This is a genomic window from Pseudomonas sp. LB3P93 (genome assembly GCF_054898025.1).
In genome coordinates this window covers 5,577,771-5,600,248 of the sequence record NZ_CM142713.1, presented here as the reverse complement: position 1 = coordinate 5,600,248, position 22,478 = coordinate 5,577,771, and the positions used below count along the sequence as shown (strand labels likewise).

The window sequence follows — 22,478 nt, the reverse complement described above, 5'->3', positions numbered from 1 at the left end:
AATGCGTGTGGCAAAAGGATTGTTGGGGCTGTTGTTGGCATTGCCGCTGCTGGCCTCGGCCGAGGAAATTGGTCAGGTGTCGACGGTGTTCAAATTCGTCGGGCCGAACGACCGTATCGTCGTCGAGGCATTTGATGATCCGAAGGTCGAGGGCGTGACCTGCTACCTGTCCCGGGCCAAAACCGGTGGCGTGAAAGGTGGGCTGGGGTTGGCGGAAGACCGTGCTGAGGCGTCTATCGCGTGCCGTCAGGTCGGTCCGATCAGCTTCAAGGGTGAACTGAAGGATGGCGATGAGGTATTCAAGGAGCGCACGTCGCTGGTGTTCAAGACCATGCAGGTGGTGCGCTTCCTCGACAAGAAGCGCAATACGCTGGTGTACCTGGTCTACAGTGATCGCTTGATTGAAGGCAGCCCGCAGAATGCGGTAACGGCAATCCCGATTTTGCCGTGGACACACGCTCAATAAGCAAATGAAGATCCAAATTGTGGGAGCGAGCTTGCTCGCGATGACTGACTAACATTCAACATCTCTGTTGGCTGAAAGTCCGCTATCGCGAGCAAGCTCGCTCCCACATTTTTTTGCGTGGCGTTCGTTAAATTGCGGGCAATAAAAAACCGACCCTGAGGTCGGTTTTTTAACAAGCTTATCGCTTATGCGGCAACAGCAAGGTTCAGAGCCTTGACGTGACCGTTCAGGCGGCTCTTATGACGAGCTGCCTTGTTCTTGTGGATGATGCCTTTATCGGCCATACGGTCGATAACTGGCACAGCCAGAACGTAAGCTGCTTGAGCTTTTTCAGCGTCTTTTGCGTCGATGGCCTTAACTACATTCTTGATGTAGGTACGAACCATGGAACGCAGGCTGGCGTTGTGGCTGCGACGCTTCTCAGCCTGTTTTGCACGTTTTTTGGCGGAAGGTGTGTTGGCCACCGTCGAGCTCCTCGAAAGACTTTTTAGGAAATAGCAAACAAAATAGGCCGCGAATCATGCCGATGAGTTGATGTCTTGTCAAGGGCGGTTGAGACGTTCCGCTAAGTGGTAGGTATAAAGAGGCGGGATATTTATTTCCGGCGCTTGACCTGTAAACTCGCGAGCTTTGGCTCTGTGCTGCTGCGGCGCGGAGTATCGCATAAGTAGGCGCTTTGTTCGCCTGCTGTTTATCGACAGGCACAAACTCTTTCAATGAATCTGCTCAAATCGTTGGCCGCCGTCAGCTCTATCACGATGCTTTCCCGCGTTTTGGGGTTCGTTCGTGACACTCTTATCGCGCGCACATTTGGCGCCGGGATGGCGACTGACGCCTTCTTTATCGCCTTCAAACTGCCCAATCTGTTGCGACGAATCTTCGCCGAAGGGGCTTTTTCCCAGGCATTCGTGCCGATTCTGGCCGAATATAAAAGCCAGAAGGGCGAAGAGGCGACGCGAACCTTCATTGCTTACGTTTCCGGGCTGCTGACGCTGGTACTGGCCCTGGTTACCGCGCTGGGCATGCTCGCCGCGCCGTGGGTCATCTGGGCGACAGCGCCGGGTTTCACCGATACCCCGGAAAAATTCGAGCTGACCTCCAGTCTGTTGCGGGTGACCTTCCCCTATATATTGCTGATCTCCCTGTCTTCATTGGCCGGTGCGATCCTCAATACGTACAACCGTTTCTCGGTGCCGGCTTTCGTGCCGACCTTGCTCAACGTCAGCATGATCATCTTTTCGGTGTTCCTGACGCCGTACTTCGATCCTCCCGTCATGGCCTTGGGCTGGGCGGTGCTGGTGGGTGGTTTGGCGCAATTGCTCTATCAGCTGCCACACCTGAAAAAGATCGGCATGCTGGTGCTGCCACGCCTGAATCTGCGTGACAGCGGCGTCTGGCGGGTCCTGAAGCAGATGTTGCCAGCGATTCTCGGCGTGTCCGTGAGCCAGATTTCCCTGATCATCAACACCATTTTCGCCTCGTTCCTGGTCGCCGGCTCCGTGTCGTGGATGTATTACGCCGACCGCCTGATGGAGTTGCCATCTGGCGTTCTGGGCGTGGCATTGGGCACGATTCTGCTGCCAACCCTGGCGAAGACCTACGCCAGCAAGGATCGCCAGGAGTACTCGCGCATCCTCGATTGGGGTCTGCGCCTGTGCTTCATGCTGGTGTTGCCGTGTTCGCTGGCGCTGGGGATTCTGGCCGAGCCGCTGACGGTTTCGCTGTTCCAGTACGGTCAATTCAGTGCGTTTGACGCCTCCATGACCCAACGGGCGCTGATCGCCTATTCGGTCGGGTTGCTCGGGATTATCGTGATCAAAGTGCTGGCGCCGGGCTTTTATGCGCAACAAAACATCCGTACCCCGGTAAAAATCGCGATTTTCACCCTGATCGTTACCCAGTTGTTCAACCTGGTGCTGATCGGCCCGCTGGCTCACGCCGGCCTGGCCCTGGCCATCAGCGTCGGTGCCTGCATCAACGCCGGGCTATTGTTCTATCAGCTGCGCAAGCAGCAGATGTATCAGCCGCAACCGGGTTGGGCCAAGTTCGGCGCCAAGCTTGTGATCGCGGTGTTGGTGATGTCTGCTGTACTGCTGACCGGGATGCATTTCATGCCGGCCTGGGATCAAGGGCATATGCTGGAGCGATTCCTGCGTCTGGGCGCGTTGGTCGGTGCCGGCGTGGTCAGTTATTTCGGCATGCTGCTGTTGATGGGCTTTCGTTTGCGCGACTTCAATCGCAAGGCGTTGAGCTGAGGCTTTGGCCTCGATAAACATGGGCGAACCGGCAGTTTTGTCGGCTCGATTACTTTGGGTTACGGTGTTGCCTGTCGTCGGCCGCCGGGTGTGGTTATAATCGACCACTTTATGAGCAAGAAGCGCGTTATGCAGCTGGTTCGAGGCCTCCACAACCTGCGCCCCCAGCATCGGGGCTGTGTCGCCACTATTGGCAACTTTGACGGTGTTCACCGTGGCCACCAGGCTATCCTGGCGAGGCTGCGTGAGCGCGCTATCGAGTTGGGCGTGCCCAGCTGCGTGGTGATTTTCGAGCCGCAGCCGCGAGAATTCTTCGCCCCGGACACGGCCCCGGCCCGTCTGGCCCGGCTGCGGGACAAACTGCAGCTGCTGGCCGACGAAGGCGTCGACCGGGTCCTGTGCCTGGCTTTCAACCAGCGTCTGAGCAAGCTCAGCGCCAGTGAGTTCGTCGACACCATCCTGGTCGACGGCCTCGGCGTCCAGCACCTGGAGGTCGGTGACGACTTCCGGTTCGGCTGTGACCGGGTAGGGGATTTCGATTTCCTGCAACAGGCCGGCATCGTTCAGGGCTTTACCGTTGAAGCAGCGCAAACTGTCGAGCTGGACGGCATTCGTGTCAGCAGCACCCAGGTCCGCAATGCCCTGGCCGCTGCCGATTTTGCCTTGGCCGAGCGGCTGCTCGGTCGTCCGTTCCAGATCACCGGGCGGGTCCTGCATGGCCAGAAGCTGGCGCGCCAGCTGGGTACACCAACTGCCAACATTCAACTCAAGCGTCGCCGCGTGCCGCTGACCGGGGTTTACCTGGTCGACGTCGACATCGACGGCAAGACCTGGCCCGGCGTCGCCAACATTGGCGTGCGGCCCACGGTACAAGGTGATGGCAAAGCCCACCTCGAAGTACACCTTTTAGATTTTGCCGGCGATCTGTATGACCGGCGTTTGACGGTGGTTTTCCACCACAAGCTGCGTGAAGAGCAGCGTTTCGCCTCTCTGGAGGCGCTTAAGACGGCGATCAATGCGGATGTTGCCGCCGCCCGTGCCCTGTCGCACCTAGCGCCAATCGCTAATGAAGAGCCTTAAATGACCGACTATAAAGCCACGCTAAACCTTCCGGACACCGCCTTCCCAATGAAGGCCGGCCTGCCTCAGCGCGAACCGCAGATTCTGCAGCGCTGGGACAGCATTGGCCTGTACGGTAAGTTGCGCGAGATTGGCAAGGATCGTCCGAAGTTCGTCCTGCACGACGGTCCTCCGTACGCCAACGGCACGATTCACATCGGTCATGCGCTGAACAAGATTCTCAAGGACATGATCATCCGCTCGAAAACCCTGTCGGGTTTCGACGCGCCTTATGTTCCGGGCTGGGACTGCCACGGTCTGCCGATCGAGCACAAAGTCGAAGTGACCCACGGCAAAAACCTGGGCGCGGACAAGACCCGCGAACTGTGCCGTGCCTACGCCACCGAGCAGATCGAAGGCCAGAAGTCCGAATTCATCCGTCTGGGTGTGTTGGGCGACTTCGCCAACCCGTACAAGACCATGGACTTCAAGAACGAGGCCGGTGAAATCCGTGCTCTCGCCGAAATCGTCAAGGGCGGTTTCGTGTTCAAGGGCCTGAAGCCTGTGAACTGGTGCTTTGACTGCGGTTCGGCCCTGGCTGAAGCGGAAGTCGAGTACGAGAACAAAAAGTCCTCGACCATCGACGTGGCTTTCCCGATTGCCGACGAAGCAAGACTGGCTGCCGCTTTCGGTCTGTCGTCGCTGGGCAAACCTGCTTCGATCGTGATCTGGACCACCACCCCGTGGACCATCCCGGCCAACCAGGCGCTGAACGTTCACCCGGAATTCAACTACGCCCTGGTCGACGTCGGCGACAAGCTGTTGGTGCTGGCTGAAGAGCTGGTCGAGTCGTGCCTGGCCCGTTACAGCCTGGAAGGTTCGGTCATCGCGACCACCACCGGTAAAGAGCTGGAGCTGATCAACTTCCGTCACCCGTTCTACGATCGCCTGTCGCCGGTTTACCTGGCCGATTACGTTGAACTGGGCGCTGGCACCGGTGTGGTTCACTCCGCTCCGGCCTACGGCGTGGACGACTTCGTGACCTGCAAGAAATACGGCATGGTCAACGATGACATCCTCAACCCGGTACAGAGCAACGGCGTTTACGTGACGTCGCTGGAGTTCTTCGGCGGCCAGTTCATCTGGAAGGCCAACCCGGCCATCGTCGACAAGCTGACCGAAGTCGGTGCGCTGCTGCACACCACTATCATCGAACACAGCTACATGCACTGCTGGCGCCACAAGACCCCGCTGATCTACCGCGCTACCGCGCAGTGGTTCATCGGCATGGACAAAGAGCCTGTCAACGGTGACACCCTGCGTAAACGCGCGCTTAAAGCCATTGAAGAGACTCAGTTCGTCCCGGCCTGGGGCCAGGCGCGCCTGCACTCGATGATCGCCAACCGTCCGGACTGGTGCATCTCCCGTCAGCGCAACTGGGGCGTGCCGATCCCGTTCTTCCTGAACAAGGAAAGCGGCGAGCTGCACCCACGTACCGCCGAGCTGATGGAAGAAGTCGCCAAGCGCGTTGAAGTCGAAGGTATCGAAGCCTGGTTCAAGATGGACGCCGCTGAGCTGCTAGGCGACGAAGCGCCGCAGTACGACAAGATCAGCGACACCCTCGACGTCTGGTTCGATTCGGGCACCACGCATTGGCACGTCCTGCGCGGTTCGCACGCGATGGGCCACGAGACCGGCCCGCGTGCCGACTTGTACCTGGAAGGCTCGGACCAACACCGTGGCTGGTTCCACTCGTCGCTGCTGACCGGTTGCGCCATCGACAATCACGCGCCGTACCGCGAGCTGCTGACTCACGGCTTCACCGTCGACGAGTCCGGTCGCAAGATGTCCAAATCCCTGGGCAACGTGATCGCGCCGCAAAAAGTCAACGACACCTTGGGCGCCGACATCATGCGTCTGTGGGTGGCTTCCACCGATTACTCGGGTGAAATGGCGGTTTCCGAGCAGATCCTGCAACGCAGTGCGGACGCCTACCGGCGTATCCGTAACACCGCGCGCTTCCTGCTCTCCAACCTGACCGGTTTCAACCCGGCCACCGACATCCTGCCGGCAGAAGAAATGCTCGCGCTGGACCGTTGGGCCGTGGACCGCACCTTGCTGCTGCAACGCGAGTTGCAAGAGCACTACGGCGAATACCGCTTCTGGAACGTCTACTCCAAGATCCACAACTTCTGTGTTCAGGAGCTGGGCGGTTTCTACCTCGACATCATCAAGGACCGTCAGTACACCACTGGCGCCAACAGCAAGGCCCGCCGTTCGGCGCAAACCGCGCTGTACCACATCTCCGAGGCGCTGGTGCGCTGGATCGCGCCGATCCTCGCGTTCACCGCCGACGAACTGTGGGAATACCTGCCGGGCGAGCGTAACGAATCGGTGATGCTCAACACCTGGTACGAAGGCCTGACCGAACTGCCGGAAAACGTCGAACTGGGCCGCGCCTACTGGGAGCGGATCATGGCGGTGAAGGTCGCGGTCAACAAGGAAATGGAAATCCAGCGCGCGGCCAAGGCTGTCGGTGGCAACCTGCAAGCCGAAGTGACGCTGTTCGCCGAAGAGGCGCTGAGCGCCGACCTGGCCAAGCTGAGCAACGAACTGCGCTTCGTTCTGATCACCTCGACTGCCAGCGTTGCGCCTTTTGTTCAGGCACCAGCGGACGCGGTAGTTACCGAAGTCAGCGGCCTGAGGCTGAAAATCGTCAAGTCGGCCTTCGCCAAGTGCGCCCGTTGCTGGCACTGCCGTGAAGACGTGGGCGTGAACCCGGAGCATCCGGAAATCTGCGGTCGTTGCGTCGACAACATCAGCGGCGCGGGCGAGGTTCGTCACTATGCCTAATGCTCCTGGCCGTTTCGGACGGCTGAGCTGGCTCTGGTTGAGCTTGCTGGTCCTGGTCATCGACCAGGTCAGCAAGTTCTACTTCGAAGACAAGCTCGAGATGTACCAGCAGATCGTGGTGATCCCCGACCTGTTCAGCTGGACACTGGCCTACAACACAGGCGCGGCGTTCAGTTTCCTGGCCGACAGCTCTGGCTGGCAGCGCTGGTTGTTTGCCTTGATCGCAGTGGTGGTCAGTGCCGTGCTGGTGGTGTGGCTCAAGCGCCTGGGGCGCAATGAAACCTGGCTGGCCGTTGCGCTGGCCCTGGTGCTCGGCGGCGCGCTGGGCAATCTGTATGACCGCATTGCCTATGGCCATGTGATCGATTTCATTCTGGTGCATTGGCAGAACCGCTGGTATTTCCCGGCGTTCAACTTTGCCGACAGCGCAATTACTGTCGGTGCCGTGATGCTTGCGCTGGATATGTTCAAAAGTAAAAAAACCGGAGAAGCCGTTCATGACTGAACAGGTATTGGCTGAGCAACGCATCCGCCAGAACACGGAAGTCACCTTGCACTTTGCATTGCGCCTGGAGAATGGCGACACCGTCGACAGCACCTTCGACAAAGCCCCGGCGACCTTCCAGGTCGGTGATGGCAACCTGTTGCCAGGTTTCGAAGCTGCACTGTTCGGCTTCAAGGCGGGCGACAAGCGCACGCTGACCATTCAACCGGAAAACGCGTTTGGCCAGCCGAACCCGCAGAACGTGCAGATCATCCCGCGTTCGCAGTTCAAGGACATGGACCTGTCGCCGGGTTTGCTGGTGATCTTCAACGATGCGGCCAATACTGAGTTGCCTGGCGTGGTGAAGGAATTCGATGACGAGCAAGTGACCATCGACTTCAACCACCCGCTGGCCGGCAAGACATTGACCTTTGACGTCGAGATCTTCAGCGTCAAATCGCTCTGAGGCATTACGGGGCAGCTCCTGTTGCCACCGGACCCTGTGGGAGCGAGTTTGCTCGCGATGAGTGCCTGACATTCAATATTGATGTTGTCTGACACTCCGCCATCGCGAGCAAGCTCGCTCCCACAGTTTGTTTTTCATTGTTTTCGCGCGCAAGACACGAGGCACAGCATGCAAATCAAACTCGCCAACCCCCGTGGCTTCTGCGCCGGTGTGGACCGGGCGATCGAAATCGTCAACCGCGCCCTGGAAGTCTTCGGGCCGCCGATCTATGTGCGCCACGAAGTGGTTCACAACAAATTCGTCGTCGAAGACCTGCGTGCTCGCGGGGCGATCTTCGTCGAAGAACTGGATCAGGTGCCGGACGACGTCATCGTGATCTTCAGTGCCCACGGCGTTTCCCAGGCTGTGCGTACCGAAGCCGCTGGCCGTGGCCTGAAAGTGTTCGACGCGACCTGCCCGCTGGTGACCAAGGTGCACATCGAAGTCGCGCGTTACAGCCGCGACGGCCGTGAATGCATCCTCATTGGCCACGCCGGTCACCCGGAAGTCGAAGGCACCATGGGCCAGTACGATGGCAGCAATGGTGGTGCGATCTATCTGGTTGAAGACGAGAAAGACGTCGCCTCGTTACAAGTGGTCAACCCCGAAAAACTGGCGTTCGTCACCCAGACCACCCTGTCCATGGACGACACCAGTCGCGTGATCGACGCTCTGCGTGCTCGTTTCCCGGCGATCGGTGGTCCGCGCAAGGACGACATCTGCTACGCCACGCAAAACCGTCAGGACGCTGTGAAGCAACTGGCCGACGAATGCGACGTGGTATTGGTGGTCGGCAGCCCTAACAGCTCCAACTCAAACCGCTTGCGTGAACTCGCCGAGCGCATGGCCACCCCGGCTTACCTGATCGACGGCGCCGAAGACCTGCAAAAGAGCTGGTTCGACGGTGTCGAGCGTATCGGCATCACCGCTGGCGCCTCTGCTCCGGAAGTGCTGGTGCGTGGCGTGATCCAGCAGTTGCAGGAGTGGGGTGCTACCGGGGCCGATGAATTGGCCGGTCGCGAGGAGAACATCACATTCTCCATGCCTAAAGAGTTGCGCGTGCGCTCCCTGCTTTAACTGTTTTCCCTCCGGGACACAGCGCCTGCTCAGCCTTATCGCTGCGCAGGCTGACGCGACCGGTCGCGGCCAGCACCACCTGGAGCTGGCTGACCGGTTCGCGGGCTGCGCAAATGTGCAGCGTCCCCGCTTGAAAGGCCCGCCCAGGCATCTGTGGTTCTCCGATACGGCTGAAACGTACGTATCGCTTGACCGGCCAATTGCCGACAACGGGCACCCCAGCGCTACTCGCGTGTTCAACAAGCAGCGGATTGCTGCTGTCCTCCGGCCCTTTGCCGCTGATATCCAGAATAATTCGCCAGCCCTGACCCCAGTCGTCGTTGATGCCGTGAATGACGACGGTCTGATTACGCGCAAGTGCTTCGCTTCTGGCGCTGCGAATACCGCTGGCAAGAGACCTCGCCGCCTCCTCACGATGATTCGATTCTGTCAGTGATGCGAATGCCGGACTGACCAACAGCAGAACAATCCCGGCAATTGTCAGTCCCATGAGCAGTTCGATCAGGCTGAAACCTCGTTGATGCATGTCATCTCCCTCCGTGGAGTGCTGTAGCCCGCGCAATCCGTGCGCGAGTAATGGCAAATCAACCGTACGCCGGTCGGTTGAATGTTCTAGCGTGTAGAAGCAGGTATAGCCGACGGCAACGGAGGGCATCGATGGATCATCGTACAAAAGGTTTCACGCTGATCGAGCTGCTGGTCTCGCTCGCGGTATTTCTGATCCTGATCACCCTGGCCGTGCCGGCGTTTACCCGGTCGGTGCAAGGCACCAGGGCCGACACCGAAATCGGCGACCTGCAACGCGGACTCAATTTCGCACGACTTGAGGCCATCGATCGTGGCGTTGCCACTCGGGTTCGTCCGACGGCGGGTGGCAGCGTCTGGACCGGTGAGTTAGCTATCTATGACGGTACTGGCAATCTGGCCAATGTATTGCGGGTTGTTCCAGCGATGAGCAGCGGGGCGACTCTGACGCTAACCTCAGGAGTGACCGCCATCGATTTCAACAATCTGGGCGGTTTGTCGGCGCCATCCACCCCCGTGGTGATCAGCTACGTGCTGGGGGCGCAAAGCAGGACGCTGAATGTGTGTTTGAACGGACGAATTCTATTGGGTGGAAGTTGCGGATGAGGGAACGGAGTAAACATGCACAGGAGGGCATGACGCTGATCGAAGTCTTGGTCGCGTTGGTGATTCTGACCGTGGGGCTGTTGGGCGCGGCGGCAATCCAGCTCAACGCGCTGAAATACACCGACAGCTCGCGGATGACCAGCCAGGCGAGTTTTATCGCCTACGACATGATGGACCGCATCCGCGCCAACTCCGGCGCCGATTACACCGTGACGCCGCCGACGTCAGGCAACCTGAACGTCGCTCGCGATCAGGACCTCTACGATTTCACCACCAACATCGTCAATTTCGGCGGCGCGACGGCCACCGGCACCGTTACGCTGAACCAGCGGGTGTACACCATCACCATCACCTGGGATGACTCGCGCGCCGCCAATACTGCCAATTCACGCCGCAGCTTTGTCTTGACCAGCCGCGCCGCTGTCGACCCGGTGGCAACACCATGAGGCGGTCCAACAGCGGTTTTGGGCTGATCGAATTGTTGATCGCCCTCGCATTGAGCCTGGTTGTGGTGCTGGGCGTGGCGCAGATTTTCATCGCCGCCAAGAACACCTACGTCAGCCAGAACACTGCCGCAGCCATGCAGGAAGATGCGCGTTTCGTGCTGAGCAAGATGATTCAGGAAATTCGCATGGTCGGCATGTTTGGCTGCCTGGGGACGATCACCGACTCAAGCACTGCCGGCGATTTCAACGCCAGCCAGATAACGCCCGTCAGCTGGGATAACGCCAACCTCAAGTTGACGCTGGTCACCGCCGATGTCGGGGGCAGTGGCGGGGTGCCGGCCTGGACAGTGATCTCCGACTGCCGAAATACGGCGACGGCCTACACCGGCACGCGAGTACCGGCCTCGGGCTTTTTGGCGTTTCCGATCCGGCGGCTGATCTACAGCTTCAGCAATAACAAAATCATGATGGGCTCCGGTACCGGCACTCCGGCCCAGTTCGTGCTGGTCGATAACGTCAGTGCTTTCAGCGTGAGCTTCGGCCTCGCCAGCTCCGCCACTGACGTAGCCGCTACCAGCTACAGCACGAACCCGTCCGACCCCGCACGAATTCGCAGCGTACGCCTGAGCTTGACCCTCACCGACCCGAACAACCGGGTGCGCAATCAAACCTTCAACGTGGTTGCCGCCGTGCGCAACAGGTTGCCATGAGGAAGGCTTCCATGACTTTTCACGCCCAGCGGGGCATGGCGCTGCTGGTCAGCCTGGTGTTCCTGCTGTTGCTGACCTTGATCGGGCTTTCATCGATGCAGAACGCCACCCTGCAGGAGAAAATGGCCGGTAGCGTGAGCTTGCGCAACCAATCGTTCCAGGGCGCCGAAGCAGCGTTACGTGTGGGAGAAAGTGCGGTGCAGCTCGACAGCTATTCATTGCCGGTCTGCAGCCAGTGCGCACCACCGGCCGACGCGTCGACGATCACCGCCGCCGGCGCCAGTTCCACCTCCGGGGTGACCTGGATCGCTTCTGGCAGGGGGTTTTACGGGGTGCAGAACATTGGCACCACGGTCAACGCCGTGAATGTGCCGAGCAACACCTCGGCGACGCTTTACCGGGTGACCGCCGTTGGCATCGCGGGCAACTCGCGCAGCGTCGTGGAGAGTATTTATGCGAAATACTGAAAGGCGCAGTGGCGTGTGGCAGTTGATTTGCGGCGTGGTAATGGGGCTTTACCTGTCGGCTCCGGTCTACGCCTTCACACCCTCGGACTCTCCGCTGTTGAGCGCTGCGGCCGTCGCTCCGAACGTTATGTTGCTGATCGATGACTCGGGGAGCATGAACAACATCATCTGGGCGCCGGATTTCGATCCGACTGTCAGCCGCGCGCAAATTGCGAACTGCAATTCAAACGGCTCATGTGTGAACGGACAGAACCTGGACATGGACGATACCAATATCGCCTTATCGAGCCTTAAACGCGGCAACTGCTCCAACAACGGCAACTGGTACGGTTTTTATCGGGGGTTTTTGGGATTGTCATCGATATGCCTGAAGCTACCCGACCCTGTGGGTAATGAAAATACGCGTTATACGGCTAACTATCTGTCTTATCTGGTGAGCCTGGCCAATGGTTCGAACAGGGATTTCACCACGGGCACCGGTGCCATCCCCAACGATTTCCGCATGAACGTAGCAAAGGATGTTTCTACTAATCTGGTCACCAGTAATCGCGAGCTGCGTATCGGGCTTGCGACATTCAACCCGCCCGCGGGAAGTAATTCCGGCCCCGGCGGGTTTATCCCTCGCGCTGTCAGTGATCTATCTGCTGGCGGGAGCATCACCCAGAGTCAGGCGCAAACCAACTTCAACAACCTGATTTCATCGATCGATGGTTTGAGTGCAATCGCCAATACCCCGTTGGCGGAAACCTATTACGAGATCACACGTTACATGCGCGGCATGGCGCCGTACTACAACTCGACGCCAACCAGTTACACCAGTCCGATTCAGTATCGCTGTCAGAAAAACTATGGCGTCGTGATAACCGATGGGTTACCGACCTATGATCGGACTTTCCCGACTACCGATCCCCTGGGCGGTACTCGCTTGCCCAACTGGGATGGCGTGAATAACGATGGCGACAACCTGAACGGTGACGGAGAAGGCGACACGCTGTATCTGGACGACATCGCCAAGTTTTCCTTCGACATCGACATGCGCTCCACAGGCACCGATCTGGCCGGCAAAAGCTGGAACGCCGCGGACTTCCCGAAACAGAACATGAACACCTACACCGTGGGTTTTACCGCCACGAATCAGATGTTGTCGGATGCCGCCAGCTACGGACAGGGCAAGTACTATCAGGCGACCGACAGCGCAGGACTCAACAGTGCACTGTCCTCGGCGCTGAGCGACATCACCTCGAAGGCCGGTTCCGGTGGTAGCGGCGTCACCAGCGGCACCACTCTGGCCAGCAATTCAAGTTACTTCCAGACCAGTTATGACCCGAAGGACTGGCGCGGCACGATCAAATCCTTTGGCTTCACCTCGGCGGGCATCGTGAACACCGCCGCAGCGCTGTGGACCACTGACACCACCATCGTCCCCGGTGCCACAGCGCCGACTTACCAGTCCTGGAATACCCTGGCCAACGCCGCCGTCACCTTGGCGTATGCCAGTTTCTCCCCGGCGCAGCAGACCTCACTCAGCCAAGGCCTGCCCACCGGCATCACCGGCAGCGATCTGGTGGAGTGGAGCAAAGGCACCAACAAAACCGGGCTCAAGGTGCGCAGCGTGCTGCTTGGCGACATCATCAATTCGCCGCTTGTACTGGCGTCACCCACGGATAAAACCGCCTCCGATCTGGTGGGCGACACCACCTACAGCGCCTACCTGACCACCAAATCCACCTCCATGAGTTCCAGCCTGGTGGTGAATGCCAACGACGGGTTCGTGAATGTCATCAACTCGGCCAATGGCGTCCGGCGTTATGCCTATATGCCTTCCAGCGTGTTGCCATCGCTGCGCTACATCGCCGACCCGACCTACATCAATGGTGTGAGCCACAAGTTTCTGGTCGACGGTCAGGTCGCAGTGTTCGACGCCCAATTCAGCAGTGCCTGGAAAACGGTCGCGATTGGCGGAACAGGGGCGGGCGGCAGGACTTTTTATGCATTGCAGTTGTTCGATGCGTCTGCGGGTAACGTGTTCAAGGCGCTGTGGGAAATCAGCGCGCCGGCCACGGCCAGTACCGCGAACATTTTCAATGATCTGGGTTATGCCTATGCACGACCGGAAGTGGCACGCTTGGCCGACGGTCGATGGGCCGCGTTCATTTCCAACGGTTATGGCAGCAACTCCGGGGTGGCAGCGTTGTACGTGGTGGACATTCGTGACGGCTCGTTGATCAAGAAAATCGTGGTCGACAGCACCGACACCACCAATGGGCTGTCGTCGGTGAAGCTCAGGGTCAATTCGCAGAATGTGGTGCAGGCCGCCTACGGTGGCGACTTGAAAGGGCGGTTATGGAAGTTCGATTTGAGCGCTACCGCCCCCGACACCTGGGGCGTGGCATTTTCCGGCAAGCCGCTGTTTACCACCGCGGGTGGCGCCACCCAGCCCATTACCGTGCAGCCATTGCTGGCGGACAATTCACTGGGCGGTAAGGAAGTGTTTTTCGGTACCGGCAAATTCAACGAGACAGCCGACAAGACCAACAAGGATTTGCAGGCGTTCTACGCCGTGTGGGATGCGGAAGGCGGAGCCGGTCAGATCACCGTGTCCAGTTTGCAGGCGCAAGCGGTGACCGGTGTGTTCTCGGGCAGCAACGGGCAATTCATCACCACCAGCCAGAACGAAGTGACCTATCCGGCGGAGAAGGGCTGGTACTTGCCGCTGGTGTACAACAACGTGCTCACGGGGGAACGGGTGATCAATCAGGCCAATCTGGTGCTGGGGCGGATCATCTTTACCACGGCGAGTGTGGACACCACGGACCCGTGTGCCAGCTTCGGCACCGGCAAACTGGTCGAACTGGATGCGTTCAGCGGTAAGATGCTCAACTACGCGGTGCTCGACACCAACAACGATGGGACGGTCGACAGCACGGACACGGTGTCCAGCGGAGTGATCTTCACCGGTGGCATCCCGACCCTGAACGCCATCGTCAACGGCGCGTCCCGCAAAATCGTGAACGATTCCAGTGGCGGCATCAGCACCCTGGTGGAAAAATCCGGCGGCGGCAGCCGTCGCATCATGTGGCGACAAATACAGTAAGTGAGAGTTGAGGAATGCACAGATCCAACCGAGGTTTCACCCTGATCGAAATCATGATCGTGATTGCGATCATCGGGATCGTCATGACCATTGCCGCCCCGAGTCTCACCGAGTACGTGAAAAAGGGCCGCCGCACCGACGTGGCCGGGCTGCTGTCCGAGCAGGCGCAGATCCTTGAGCGGTTCTACTCGAAGAACAATGTCTACACCGCAGCCACCGGACTGAGCGCCGGTAATGACTTTTACACCATCACCCCGACCCTGACCGACCAGACCTTCTTGCTGACAGCGACGCGCAAGACCGGCGCAGCGATGGCGACCGACAAGTGTGGGGATTTCACCCTCACTAATACGGGCGTCAGAAGCATGGTCAATGCGACGTCCGGGCTCGTCACCAAAGATTGCTGGGGTCGCTGAGTTCCTTTTTCGGGCGCCTTTTTGCGCCTTCTGTCTATTTATCGGTTGGATCAGAACATGAGCAGGCAACAGCAAGTGGTGATTGTCGGCGGCGGCGTGATTGGGCTGCTGACGGCGTTCAATCTCGCGTCCGAAGTGCAAAGTGTTGTGTTGCTGGATCGTTCGAGCGTCGGTCAGGAATCGTCATGGGCCGGTGGCGGGATTGTTTCGCCGCTCTATCCGTGGCGCTACAGCTCGGCAGTCACTGCGCTGGCGCATTGGTCGCAGGATTTTTATCCACAGCTCGGTGAGCGGCTGTTCGCCGCGACCGGGGTTGATCCTGAAGTGCACACCACCGGCCTGTACTGGCTGGATCTGGATGACGAGGCCGAGGCGCTGGTCTGGGCTGAGCGTGAAAACCGTCCGCTACTGGCTGTCGATATCTCGGCGGCACACGACGCCGTACCCGTGCTGGGTGGTGGGTTTTCCCGGGCGATCTACATGGCCGACGTGGCCAACGTGCGCAATCCGCGGCTGGTGAAGTCCCTCAAGGCTGCGTTGCTGGCGCTGCCGAACGTGACGATCCGTGAGCAGTGCGAAGTCAGCGGGTTTATTCGTGAAGGCGATACGGTTGTCGGCGTTCAGACCTCGACAGGCCCTGTTCACGCTGATCAGGTGGTCCTGACGGCTGGCGCCTGGAGTGGCGACTTGCTCAAAAGTCTCGACCTTGAATTGCCGGTCGAACCGGTCAAAGGACAGATGATTCTGTACAAGTGCGCGGCGGACTTCTTGCCGAGCATGGTCCTGGCCAAGGGGCGCTATGCAATTCCCCGGCGCGACGGGCACATTCTGATTGGCAGCACGCTGGAACATGAAGGCTACGACAAGACGCCGACCGACTCGGCGCTGGAGAGTCTGAAAGCATCGGCAGTGGAGTTGATTCCTGCGCTGGCGGATGCCGAAGTGGTGGGGCATTGGGCCGGATTACGCCCGGGTTCGCCGGAGGGGATTCCCTATATTGGCCGAGTGCCAGGGTTTGACGGGCTTTGGCTCAATTGCGGGCATTACCGTAATGGGCTGGTGCTGGCACCAGCGTCATGTCAGTTGTTTGTGGATGTGATGCTGGGGCGGGCGCCGATTATTGATCCGGCGCCGTATGCGCCGACCGGGCGGATCTAGTCGCAGGATCTTCGGCGACGGTTAGATAGCCATCGTCGGAACGCCGCCCGGAGCCGGCTCGCTCCCACCTTGGACCTGTGATCGACGCCAATCCTTGTGGGAGCGGGCTTGCCCGCGATGGGGCCCTCAATCCAGGCCCAATTTCTTGAGTCGATAACGCATCGACCTGAACGACAAATTCAACCGCTGAGCCGCCGCCGTGCGGTTCCAGCGGGTTTCCTCCAACGCCTGGAGGATAAGTTTGCGTTCGACGTTTTCCAGATAGTCTTCCAGGTTGTCGATCTGCGTCAGGTCCGCCACGCCGTTCTCGGCTGTGCAGTTCCCTTCGGCCAGTCGCAGGTCGCTGGCCTCGATCTGTTTGTTCTCGCACAGGGTGTAGGCCCGTTCCAGCACGTTCTCCAGTTCCCGTACGTTGCCTGGAAAGCGGTAGCTTTTCAGCGCATCGAGGGCAAGTGGGTGGAGTTTTGCGGCGGGTTGGCCGCTGCCGGCTGCCAGACGTTTAAGCACATGGCTGGCCAGCGGTTCGATGTCGTCGCGGCGCTCACGCAAAGGGGGAACGCGTAGCTCGATCACGTTCAACCGGTAGTACAAATCCTGGCGAAAGCGTTCGGCGGAGACTTCGGCATCGAGGTCTTTGTGGGTGGCGCAAAGGATGCGGACGTCGACCACCATTTCTTGCTGCCCGCCGACGCTGCGAACGGCTTTCTCCTGTATGGCCCGGAGCAGTTTGACCTGCATCGCCAATGGCAGATCAGCCACTTCATCGAGAAACAGGGTGCCGCCATGGGCGGCCTGAAACAGCCCGGGTTTGTCTTCGATGGCGCCGCTGAAACTGCCTTTGCGATGACCGAAGAATTCGCTTTCCATCAACTCCGACGGAATTGCCCCGCAGTTGACCGGGACGAATGGCTGATTCGCCCGCGGACCTTGCTCGTGAATCAGCCGGGCGACCAATTCCTTGCCGCTGCCGGATTCGCCACTGATGTACACCGGCGCCTGGCTGCGGGCGAGTTTGTCGATTTGTTTGCGCAGGTTGCGCATGGGCAGTGAGTCGCCCAATAACCGGCGATCTATAGCGGTACTGGCGCCGCCCGGTGCCGGCAAGCGCAGGGCGCTGGTGACCAGTTCGCGCAGCCGTGTCAGGTCGACCGGTTTGGTCAGGAAGTCGAAGGCGCCTGCCTTGAGGGCATTGATGGCCGTTTCGAGGTTGCCGTAGGCGGTGATCATCGCCACCGGCACTTGTGGGTAACGCTGCTGGATGTACTGCACCAGCTCAAGGCCGGTGCCGTCGGGCAGGCGCATGTCGGTCAGGCACAGGTCGAATGTCTCCCGCGTCAACAAGGCCTGGGCTTCGCTCAGGTTGCGGGCACTGTAGGTATCGAGTTTCATCCGTCCCAGGGTGATTTCCAGGAGTTCGCGGATATCCGGTTCGTCGTCGACGATCAGGACTTTGGGCCGTGGGCTCGTGTTCAACTTTGTTTCCGTCCGTGAGCAAAAGTGATGCGAAAGCAGCCGCCGCCTTGGCGTGGTTTGAAGTCTAGGCGGGCCTGGTTGCTTTCGCACAGCTCACGGGACAGATAAAGCCCCAGGCCTGTGCCTTGGCTACTGGTGGTGAAGAAGGGTTCGAATAAATGCGTCTGTTGGTCCAGCGCCACGCCAGGGCCGTTGTCGAGGACTTCGAGGGTCGGCAACTGGCTGTCAGGGTCGACAAACAACTCGAGCCAGACCTGCGCCAGATCGTGATTCAGGGCGCTGTGGCGCCAGGCATTGCGCAACAGATTGTCGAGAATCTGGGTCAGCTGATTGGGGTCCATCAGGGTTTTGAAGTCCCCCGAGCCGATGCGCAGGTGAATCAGCTGACGATCGGTCGCCCCTTCGCGGGTTTCGGCGACGAAGTGCTCCAGCCACGGCTTCAGATCGAGCCTTTGCGGCACGGTTTGCTGACGGCGGGACAGTTGCAGGACGTTTTCGATAACCCGATTCATTCGCTGAGAGTGGTCTTGGATAATCTGGGTCAGACGCCGATCCGCGCCGTTCAGTTCCTCGGATTCCTGTAATAGCTGCGCGGCATGACTAATGGCGCCCAGTGGATTGCGGATTTCATGAGCGATACCGGCCGTCAGGCGACCGAGTGCGGCGAGTTTCAGTTGCTGCGCCTGTTGAGCGATCTGGGCCAGGTCCTCGAGAAACACCAGGGTCTGATGATTCGGGCTTTGGTCCAGCGCAATGAAGCTGGGTTGCAGTTCCAGGCCACTGCTGGCGATCTTCAGGCTTTGCGGGCGCAGCGACGGATTGTTGAACCACAGTTGAAGGCGTTCGACCAATGTCGGCGAATAGTCGTCGATCAACCGCCCGTCGAGGTTTTTCTGCCCCAGCAAAATCAAGGCGCTGTGGTTGGCCAGTTGCACCCGCCGCTGATCGTCCAGCACCAGAATGCCCGTGCGCATGCGATGCAGGATCAACGCGTTGAGCGCTTCCAGGCCAACAACTTCACTGGCCCGCTGTTCGGCCAGGCTTTCGCTGTCTTCCAGGCGTCTGATCAGCCCTTGCACCAGCAAGGCGGCGGCAAAACACAGCGCGCCGAGGGTGCCGACTTGCAGGTATTCGCTGGGACTGATCGGGTGACTTAAGCTCAGGAGAAAACTGAAGCCGACGATACCAAGGGCGGCGACTGCCGCTATCAGCAGGCCGATACGCCCGCGCAATAAGGTATTGCTGATGGCCACCGACACGATCAGCAGGTTGCCGATGGCGCTGGCCAATCCGCCAGCGGCGTAGAACAGGCCGCACAGCAGCAGGACGTCGATCAATGCGAGGCTGAAAAGCTGTGCCGGTCGTCGGGTGTTCTCCCAAAAGACCACCAGCAAGATATTCAGCACCAGGTACAACCAACTGCCACTGCGCAGCAGGTCGTCCTTGGCGAAAGCCAGCAACTGATTGTCCATGTTGCTGGAGATCAACAGCACCAGGGTGATGCCGACGCTCAAACGGTAGAGATGATAAAGGCGCAGCAGTCGCTGGGCCTGTTTGCCGCCGGGACTGGACGTCTCAGCGACCACTTGGGCCCGGGCCTTGCTCAAGGTGAGCCTGGCTGCAATACCACTGTTGTTGAAGGCTCAGCGCGCGGTCGCGGGGCAGGTGAACGCCGCAATGAGCGCAGCGGACCATGGGTGCCGCATCCAGCTCGGCGGAGGATTTTGGAGCGGAAGTCGAAGCCTTGTACTTGCGCCAGAACCATACCGCAGCGGCAATCAGGGCAATCCAGAACAATAAACGAAGCATGGTGGGCGGCTTTATTAGCTAATGAACAGGCAGTTTAGCCAAGGACCTGACCCGCGCACAGCGCAATAAAAAAGGGAGACTCAAGAGTCTCCCTTTTTGCATAACCCGATGTGTCAGTCGAACACGCCGAAGGTCATGTAGCTGAACCACGAGCGGTCTTCGTTGTTAGCTTCGGATTCGTGTTCCTCTTCTTCGATCACGTCGCCATCTGCATCTTTAGGCTTGAGATCGTTCGGAATCGCGTCCTTGGCATCCTGGAATTGCTTCTGCACGTCCTGGTTGGCGCGGGTTTCGCCCGGCGGCAGCGGAGGACGGGATTCGATCATGCCCAAAGTAGCTTTGCTCAGCCACGAACGGTTGTCGGCTTCGTCGACCGAAGGCTTGAACTGACCGTCCACCAGGCTTGGGTGGTTCGGGTAGTTGAGCTTCAGGGTTTCGAGGCTGGTGGCTGCCAGGTCGTCCAGGTGCAGACGCTGGTAGGCTTCGGTCATCACCGCCAGGCCGTCACCGACCGAAGGGGTTTCCTGGAAGTTTTCCACCACATAACGGCCGCGGTTCGCGGCAGCGACATAGGCCTGACGGGTCAGGTAATAGTCGGCAACGTGAATCTCGTAGGCCGCCAGCAGGTTGCGCAGGTAAATCATGCGCTGCTTGGCGTCCGGCGAGTAGCGGCTGTTCGGGAAGCGGCTGGTCAGCTGGGCGAACTCGTTATAGGAGTCGCGGGCAGCGCCCGGGTCACGCTTGGTCATGTCCAGCGGCAGGAAACGCGACAACAGGCCGACGTCCTGGTCGAAAGACGTCAGACCTTTGAGGTAATACGCGTAATCCACGTTCGGATGCTGTGGGTGCAAACGAATGAAACGCTCTGCGGCAGACTTGGCAGCCTCAGGCTCGGCGTTCTTGTAGTTGGCGTAGATCAGCTCGAGTTGAGCCTGATCGGCGTAGCGCCCGAACGGATAACGCGACTCCAGCGCCTTCAGCTTGGCTGTGGCGGCGGTGTAGCTATTGTTGTCCAGGTCGGTCTGAGCCTGCTGGTACAGCTCGACTTCGCTAAGGTTTTCGTCTACGACTTCCTTCGATGAGCAAGCAGCGGTCAATGCGAGGATGGCGATCAGCAGCAGGTGTTTCACTTGCATGGCGGCTTGCGTCCCTATGACGGCCGCTGTCTTGGGCGAGGCCGTCCTGTTATGATGAGCGCCCCGTTGAATAGCCTCGGGGCAAAAGACGCCGTATTTAACCACAAGCGCGCAGCCGAAACCAAAGGCTGTGCCGACGCCTAGTCTGAGCATGTCCGATAAAATTGAACTTCGCGCAGAGGTGCCGTCCGAATTGGGCGGCCAACGCCTCGATCAAGTCGCCGCACAATTATTCGCTGAGCACTCGCGCTCGCGCCTTTCCGCCTGGATCAAAGACGGCCGCCTGACTGTGGATGGGGCGGTTATCCGCCCGCGAGACATCGTTCATGGTGGCGCCATTCTTGAACTGACTGCCGAGCAGGAAGCTCAGGGCGAATGGATCGCTCAGGACATCGAGCTGGACATCGTCTATGAAGACGACGACATCCTGGTGATCAACAAACCTGCAGGCCTGGTGGTGCATCCTGCCGCCGGTCACGCGGACGGCACCTTGCTCAACGCCTTGCTGCACCACGTGCCGGACATTATCAATGTGCCCCGCGCCGGTATCGTGCATCGCCTGGACAAGGACACCACCGGTCTGATGGTGGTGGCCAAGACCATTCAGGCGCAAACACAGCTTGTCACGCAATTGCAGAGCCGCAGCGTAAGCCGGATCTACGAATGCATTGTGATCGGTGTGGTGACTGCCGGCGGCAAGATCAACGCGCCGATCGGTCGTCACGGCCAGCAACGCCAGCGCATGGCCGTGATGGAAGGTGGCAAGCAAGCCGTCAGCCATTACCGCGTGCTCGAGCGTTTCCGCTCCCACACGCATGTGCGGGTTAAGCTGGAAACTGGTCGTACGCACCAGATTCGTGTGCACATGGCCCACATCAACTACCCGCTGGTCGGAGATCCTGCCTACGGCGGTCGCTTCCGTATTCCGCCGGCAGCCAGTGTGACCATGGTCGAATCGTTGAAGGCGTTCCCCCGTCAGGCCCTGCATGCGCGGTTCCTGGAGCTGGATCACCCGACCACCGGTAAACGCATGAGCTGGGAATCGCCACTGCCGGACGACTTCGTCTGGCTGCTGACCCTGCTCAAGCAAGACCGTGAGGCATTCATCGGATGAGTGACTGGCTGATTCCCGACTGGCCTGCGCCTGCCGGGGTGAAAGCCTGTGTGACCACCCGTGCGGGCGGCGTCAGTCTGACGCCGTTCGACAGCCTCAACCTCGGCGATCACGTCGACGATAGCCCCGAAGCTGTTGCCGAGAATCGCCGTCGCCTTACCGATCACTTTTCTATTCAACCGGCCTGGTTAAAGCAGGTTCACGGCATTGTCGTGGCTCATGCCGACCCGAGGCTGGTCGCTACCGCCGACGCCAGCTGGACGGCAACCCCCGGGATTGCCTGCACGGCAATGACCGCCGATTGCCTGCCAGCATTGTTTTGCGACCGTGCCGGCACTCGCGTTGCGGCGGCTCATGCCGGATGGCGTGGATTGGCGGCGGGTGTGCTCGAAGCCACCCTCGACAGTCTCGACGTGCCACCAGAAGAAGTGCTGGTATGGCTCGGTCCGGCCATTGGCCCGCAAGCCTTTGAAGTCGGCCCCGAAGTGCGCGAAACCTTCGTCCAGCAACTGCCCGAAGCGGCCAAAGCCTTTGTGCCCAGCCAAAACGCTGGCAAGTTCATGGCCGACATCTACGAGCTGGCGCGTTTGCGTCTGGCGGTGCGCGGTGTCACCGCTGTTTATGGTGGCGGTTTCTGCACCGTGACCGATCCTCGCTTCTTTTCTTACCGCCGCAGTCCTCGCACTGGTCGGTTTGCCTCCCTGATCTGGCTCGAAGACTAGACTTGCCTGATCTGCATCAACGTCACGACGCTTGAAACTCCCAGAATCGACCGCATCTATAACGGTATCTGGCAGGTTTCTTCATTCAGGATGTTTTATAGGT

Annotated in this window: 22 protein-coding genes; 16 read left to right on the top strand and 6 right to left on the bottom strand. The window is 59.4% G+C overall.

Features of this window, described 5'->3' with window-relative positions; genetic code table 11:
* The first annotated feature begins 1 nt into the window (after position 1).
* On the top strand, positions 2–466 hold the full coding sequence (locus tag ACYZT8_RS25565) for a CreA family protein (protein ID WP_461976895.1): 465 nt from the start codon (positions 2–4) through the stop codon (positions 464–466).
* 185 nt (positions 467–651) lie between these two features.
* Here ACYZT8_RS25565 and rpsT read toward each other — a convergent pair whose 3' ends face one another.
* Positions 652–930: a 30S ribosomal protein S20 gene (gene rpsT / locus ACYZT8_RS25560; protein ID WP_008154937.1), complete on the bottom strand. Its 279-nt coding sequence runs from the start codon at positions 928–930 to the stop codon at positions 652–654.
* A 252-nt stretch (positions 931–1,182) separates the two neighbouring features.
* Here rpsT and murJ point away from each other — a divergent pair, with 252 nt between their 5' ends.
* From murJ to ispH, 6 genes are all read left to right on the top strand, one after another.
* Complete coding sequence (gene murJ / locus ACYZT8_RS25555) at positions 1,183–2,721, top strand: murein biosynthesis integral membrane protein MurJ (protein ID WP_461976893.1); 1,539 nt, start codon at positions 1,183–1,185, stop codon at positions 2,719–2,721.
* 129 nt (positions 2,722–2,850) lie between these two features.
* Positions 2,851–3,801 (top strand): bifunctional riboflavin kinase/FAD synthetase, encoded by a 951-nt coding sequence (gene ribF, locus ACYZT8_RS25550; protein WP_461955780.1) that lies wholly within the window; start codon positions 2,851–2,853, stop codon positions 3,799–3,801.
* On the top strand, positions 3,802–6,633 hold the full coding sequence (gene ileS / locus ACYZT8_RS25545) for an isoleucine--tRNA ligase (RefSeq protein WP_461976891.1): 2,832 nt from the start codon (positions 3,802–3,804) through the stop codon (positions 6,631–6,633).
* Positions 6,626–7,138: a signal peptidase II gene (gene lspA / locus ACYZT8_RS25540; RefSeq protein ID WP_461976889.1), complete on the top strand. Its 513-nt coding sequence runs from the start codon at positions 6,626–6,628 to the stop codon at positions 7,136–7,138. Before ileS ends, lspA begins: the two co-directional genes overlap by 8 nt.
* A gap of 7 nt (positions 7,139–7,145) precedes the next feature.
* Entirely contained in the window at positions 7,146–7,583 is a 438-nt protein-coding gene (fkpB, locus tag ACYZT8_RS25535; RefSeq protein ID WP_461982616.1) for an FKBP-type peptidyl-prolyl cis-trans isomerase, read from the top strand.
* 168 nt (positions 7,584–7,751) lie between these two features.
* The gene (gene ispH / locus ACYZT8_RS25530; RefSeq protein WP_461976888.1) at positions 7,752–8,699 is read left to right on the top strand and encodes a 4-hydroxy-3-methylbut-2-enyl diphosphate reductase; all 948 of its coding nucleotides are present in this window, start codon (positions 7,752–7,754) and stop codon (positions 8,697–8,699) included.
* On the opposite strand, the gene ACYZT8_RS25525 is transcribed toward ispH, so the two are convergent.
* A complete protein-coding gene (locus tag ACYZT8_RS25525) occupies positions 8,668–9,225 on the bottom strand; it encodes a GspH/FimT family pseudopilin (RefSeq protein WP_461982614.1) in 558 nt (185 codons plus the stop codon). The genes ispH and ACYZT8_RS25525 overlap by 32 nt on opposite strands.
* Before the next feature lie 131 nt (positions 9,226–9,356).
* Between ACYZT8_RS25525 and ACYZT8_RS25520 the strand changes: the two genes are divergently transcribed.
* From ACYZT8_RS25520 to thiO, 7 genes are read left to right on the top strand one after another with little or no spacing between them, the layout of a single operon-like run.
* Entirely contained in the window at positions 9,357–9,830 is a 474-nt protein-coding gene (locus tag ACYZT8_RS25520; protein WP_461976886.1) for a GspH/FimT family pseudopilin, read from the top strand.
* Positions 9,827–10,276: a type IV pilus modification protein PilV gene (gene pilV, locus ACYZT8_RS25515; RefSeq protein WP_461976884.1), complete on the top strand. Its 450-nt coding sequence runs from the start codon at positions 9,827–9,829 to the stop codon at positions 10,274–10,276. Before ACYZT8_RS25520 ends, pilV begins: the two co-directional genes overlap by 4 nt.
* Entirely contained in the window at positions 10,273–10,986 is a 714-nt protein-coding gene (locus tag ACYZT8_RS25510) for a PilW family protein (RefSeq protein WP_461976882.1), read from the top strand. Before pilV ends, ACYZT8_RS25510 begins: the two co-directional genes overlap by 4 nt.
* The gene (locus ACYZT8_RS25505) at positions 10,983–11,453 is read left to right on the top strand and encodes a pilus assembly PilX family protein (protein ID WP_461976880.1); all 471 of its coding nucleotides are present in this window, start codon (positions 10,983–10,985) and stop codon (positions 11,451–11,453) included. Before ACYZT8_RS25510 ends, ACYZT8_RS25505 begins: the two co-directional genes overlap by 4 nt.
* The gene (locus ACYZT8_RS25500) at positions 11,440–14,547 is read left to right on the top strand and encodes a pilus assembly protein (protein WP_461976878.1); all 3,108 of its coding nucleotides are present in this window, start codon (positions 11,440–11,442) and stop codon (positions 14,545–14,547) included. The genes ACYZT8_RS25505 and ACYZT8_RS25500 overlap by 14 nt, the downstream gene beginning before the upstream one ends.
* Positions 14,548–14,561: 14 nt before the next feature.
* Positions 14,562–14,963: a type IV pilin protein gene (locus ACYZT8_RS25495; protein WP_461976876.1), complete on the top strand. Its 402-nt coding sequence runs from the start codon at positions 14,562–14,564 to the stop codon at positions 14,961–14,963.
* 57 nt (positions 14,964–15,020) lie between these two features.
* Positions 15,021–16,121: a glycine oxidase ThiO gene (gene thiO / locus ACYZT8_RS25490; protein ID WP_461976874.1), complete on the top strand. Its 1,101-nt coding sequence runs from the start codon at positions 15,021–15,023 to the stop codon at positions 16,119–16,121.
* Between the two features lie 126 nt (positions 16,122–16,247).
* On the opposite strand, the gene ACYZT8_RS25485 is transcribed toward thiO, so the two are convergent.
* From ACYZT8_RS25485 to ACYZT8_RS25470, 4 genes are all read right to left on the bottom strand, one after another.
* Positions 16,248–17,594: a sigma-54-dependent transcriptional regulator gene (locus tag ACYZT8_RS25485; protein WP_461976872.1), complete on the bottom strand. Its 1,347-nt coding sequence runs from the start codon at positions 17,592–17,594 to the stop codon at positions 16,248–16,250.
* Positions 17,591–19,180, bottom strand: coding sequence for a sensor histidine kinase (locus tag ACYZT8_RS25480; protein ID WP_461982612.1), 1,590 nt, complete (start codon positions 19,178–19,180; stop codon positions 17,591–17,593). Before ACYZT8_RS25480 ends, ACYZT8_RS25485 begins: the two co-directional genes overlap by 4 nt.
* The gene (locus ACYZT8_RS25475) at positions 19,170–19,403 is read right to left on the bottom strand and encodes a PP0621 family protein (RefSeq protein ID WP_461976870.1); all 234 of its coding nucleotides are present in this window, start codon (positions 19,401–19,403) and stop codon (positions 19,170–19,172) included. Before ACYZT8_RS25475 ends, ACYZT8_RS25480 begins: the two co-directional genes overlap by 11 nt.
* 113 nt (positions 19,404–19,516) lie before the next feature.
* Positions 19,517–20,539, bottom strand: a complete 1,023-nt coding sequence (locus tag ACYZT8_RS25470) for an outer membrane protein assembly factor BamD (protein WP_461976868.1) — start codon at positions 20,537–20,539, stop codon at positions 19,517–19,519.
* A gap of 151 nt (positions 20,540–20,690) precedes the next feature.
* On the opposite strand from ACYZT8_RS25470, the gene rluD reads away from it, so the two are divergent.
* Both rluD and pgeF read left to right on the top strand, forming a co-directional pair.
* Positions 20,691–21,653, top strand: coding sequence for a 23S rRNA pseudouridine(1911/1915/1917) synthase RluD (gene rluD, locus ACYZT8_RS25465; RefSeq protein WP_007942311.1), 963 nt, complete (start codon positions 20,691–20,693; stop codon positions 21,651–21,653).
* On the top strand, positions 21,650–22,375 hold the full coding sequence (pgeF, locus tag ACYZT8_RS25460; protein WP_461976866.1) for a peptidoglycan editing factor PgeF: 726 nt from the start codon (positions 21,650–21,652) through the stop codon (positions 22,373–22,375). Before rluD ends, pgeF begins: the two co-directional genes overlap by 4 nt.
* The last annotated feature ends 103 nt before the right edge of the window (positions 22,376–22,478 follow it).

What these genes read in the sequence shown, in the direction of transcription:
- ACYZT8_RS25525 (WP_461982614.1), bottom strand. Translation starts at nt 9,225, where the DNA reads ATGCATCAACGAGGTTTCAGCCTGATCGAACTGCTCATGGGACTGACA.
- ACYZT8_RS25470 (WP_461976868.1), bottom strand. Translation starts at nt 20,539, where the DNA reads ATGCAAGTGAAACACCTGCTGCTGATCGCCATCCTCGCATTGACCGCT.
- ribF (WP_461955780.1), top strand. Translation starts at nt 2,851, where the DNA reads ATGCAGCTGGTTCGAGGCCTCCACAACCTGCGCCCCCAGCATCGGGGC.
- lspA (WP_461976889.1), top strand. Translation starts at nt 6,626, where the DNA reads ATGCCTAATGCTCCTGGCCGTTTCGGACGGCTGAGCTGGCTCTGGTTG.
- thiO (WP_461976874.1), top strand. Translation starts at nt 15,021, where the DNA reads ATGAGCAGGCAACAGCAAGTGGTGATTGTCGGCGGCGGCGTGATTGGG.
- ACYZT8_RS25520 (WP_461976886.1), top strand. Translation starts at nt 9,357, where the DNA reads ATGGATCATCGTACAAAAGGTTTCACGCTGATCGAGCTGCTGGTCTCG.
- ACYZT8_RS25475 (WP_461976870.1), bottom strand. Translation starts at nt 19,403, where the DNA reads ATGCTTCGTTTATTGTTCTGGATTGCCCTGATTGCCGCTGCGGTATGG.
- ACYZT8_RS25565 (WP_461976895.1), top strand. Translation starts at nt 2, where the DNA reads ATGCGTGTGGCAAAAGGATTGTTGGGGCTGTTGTTGGCATTGCCGCTG.
- ACYZT8_RS25495 (WP_461976876.1), top strand. Translation starts at nt 14,562, where the DNA reads ATGCACAGATCCAACCGAGGTTTCACCCTGATCGAAATCATGATCGTG.
- ACYZT8_RS25500 (WP_461976878.1), top strand. Translation starts at nt 11,440, where the DNA reads ATGCGAAATACTGAAAGGCGCAGTGGCGTGTGGCAGTTGATTTGCGGC.
- ACYZT8_RS25510 (WP_461976882.1), top strand. Translation starts at nt 10,273, where the DNA reads ATGAGGCGGTCCAACAGCGGTTTTGGGCTGATCGAATTGTTGATCGCC.
- ileS (WP_461976891.1), top strand. Translation starts at nt 3,802, where the DNA reads ATGACCGACTATAAAGCCACGCTAAACCTTCCGGACACCGCCTTCCCA.
- ispH (WP_461976888.1), top strand. Translation starts at nt 7,752, where the DNA reads ATGCAAATCAAACTCGCCAACCCCCGTGGCTTCTGCGCCGGTGTGGAC.
- pilV (WP_461976884.1), top strand. Translation starts at nt 9,827, where the DNA reads ATGAGGGAACGGAGTAAACATGCACAGGAGGGCATGACGCTGATCGAA.
- rluD (WP_007942311.1), top strand. Translation starts at nt 20,691, where the DNA reads ATGTCCGATAAAATTGAACTTCGCGCAGAGGTGCCGTCCGAATTGGGC.
- ACYZT8_RS25505 (WP_461976880.1), top strand. Translation starts at nt 10,983, where the DNA reads ATGAGGAAGGCTTCCATGACTTTTCACGCCCAGCGGGGCATGGCGCTG.
- pgeF (WP_461976866.1), top strand. Translation starts at nt 21,650, where the DNA reads ATGAGTGACTGGCTGATTCCCGACTGGCCTGCGCCTGCCGGGGTGAAA.
- murJ (WP_461976893.1), top strand. Translation starts at nt 1,183, where the DNA reads ATGAATCTGCTCAAATCGTTGGCCGCCGTCAGCTCTATCACGATGCTT.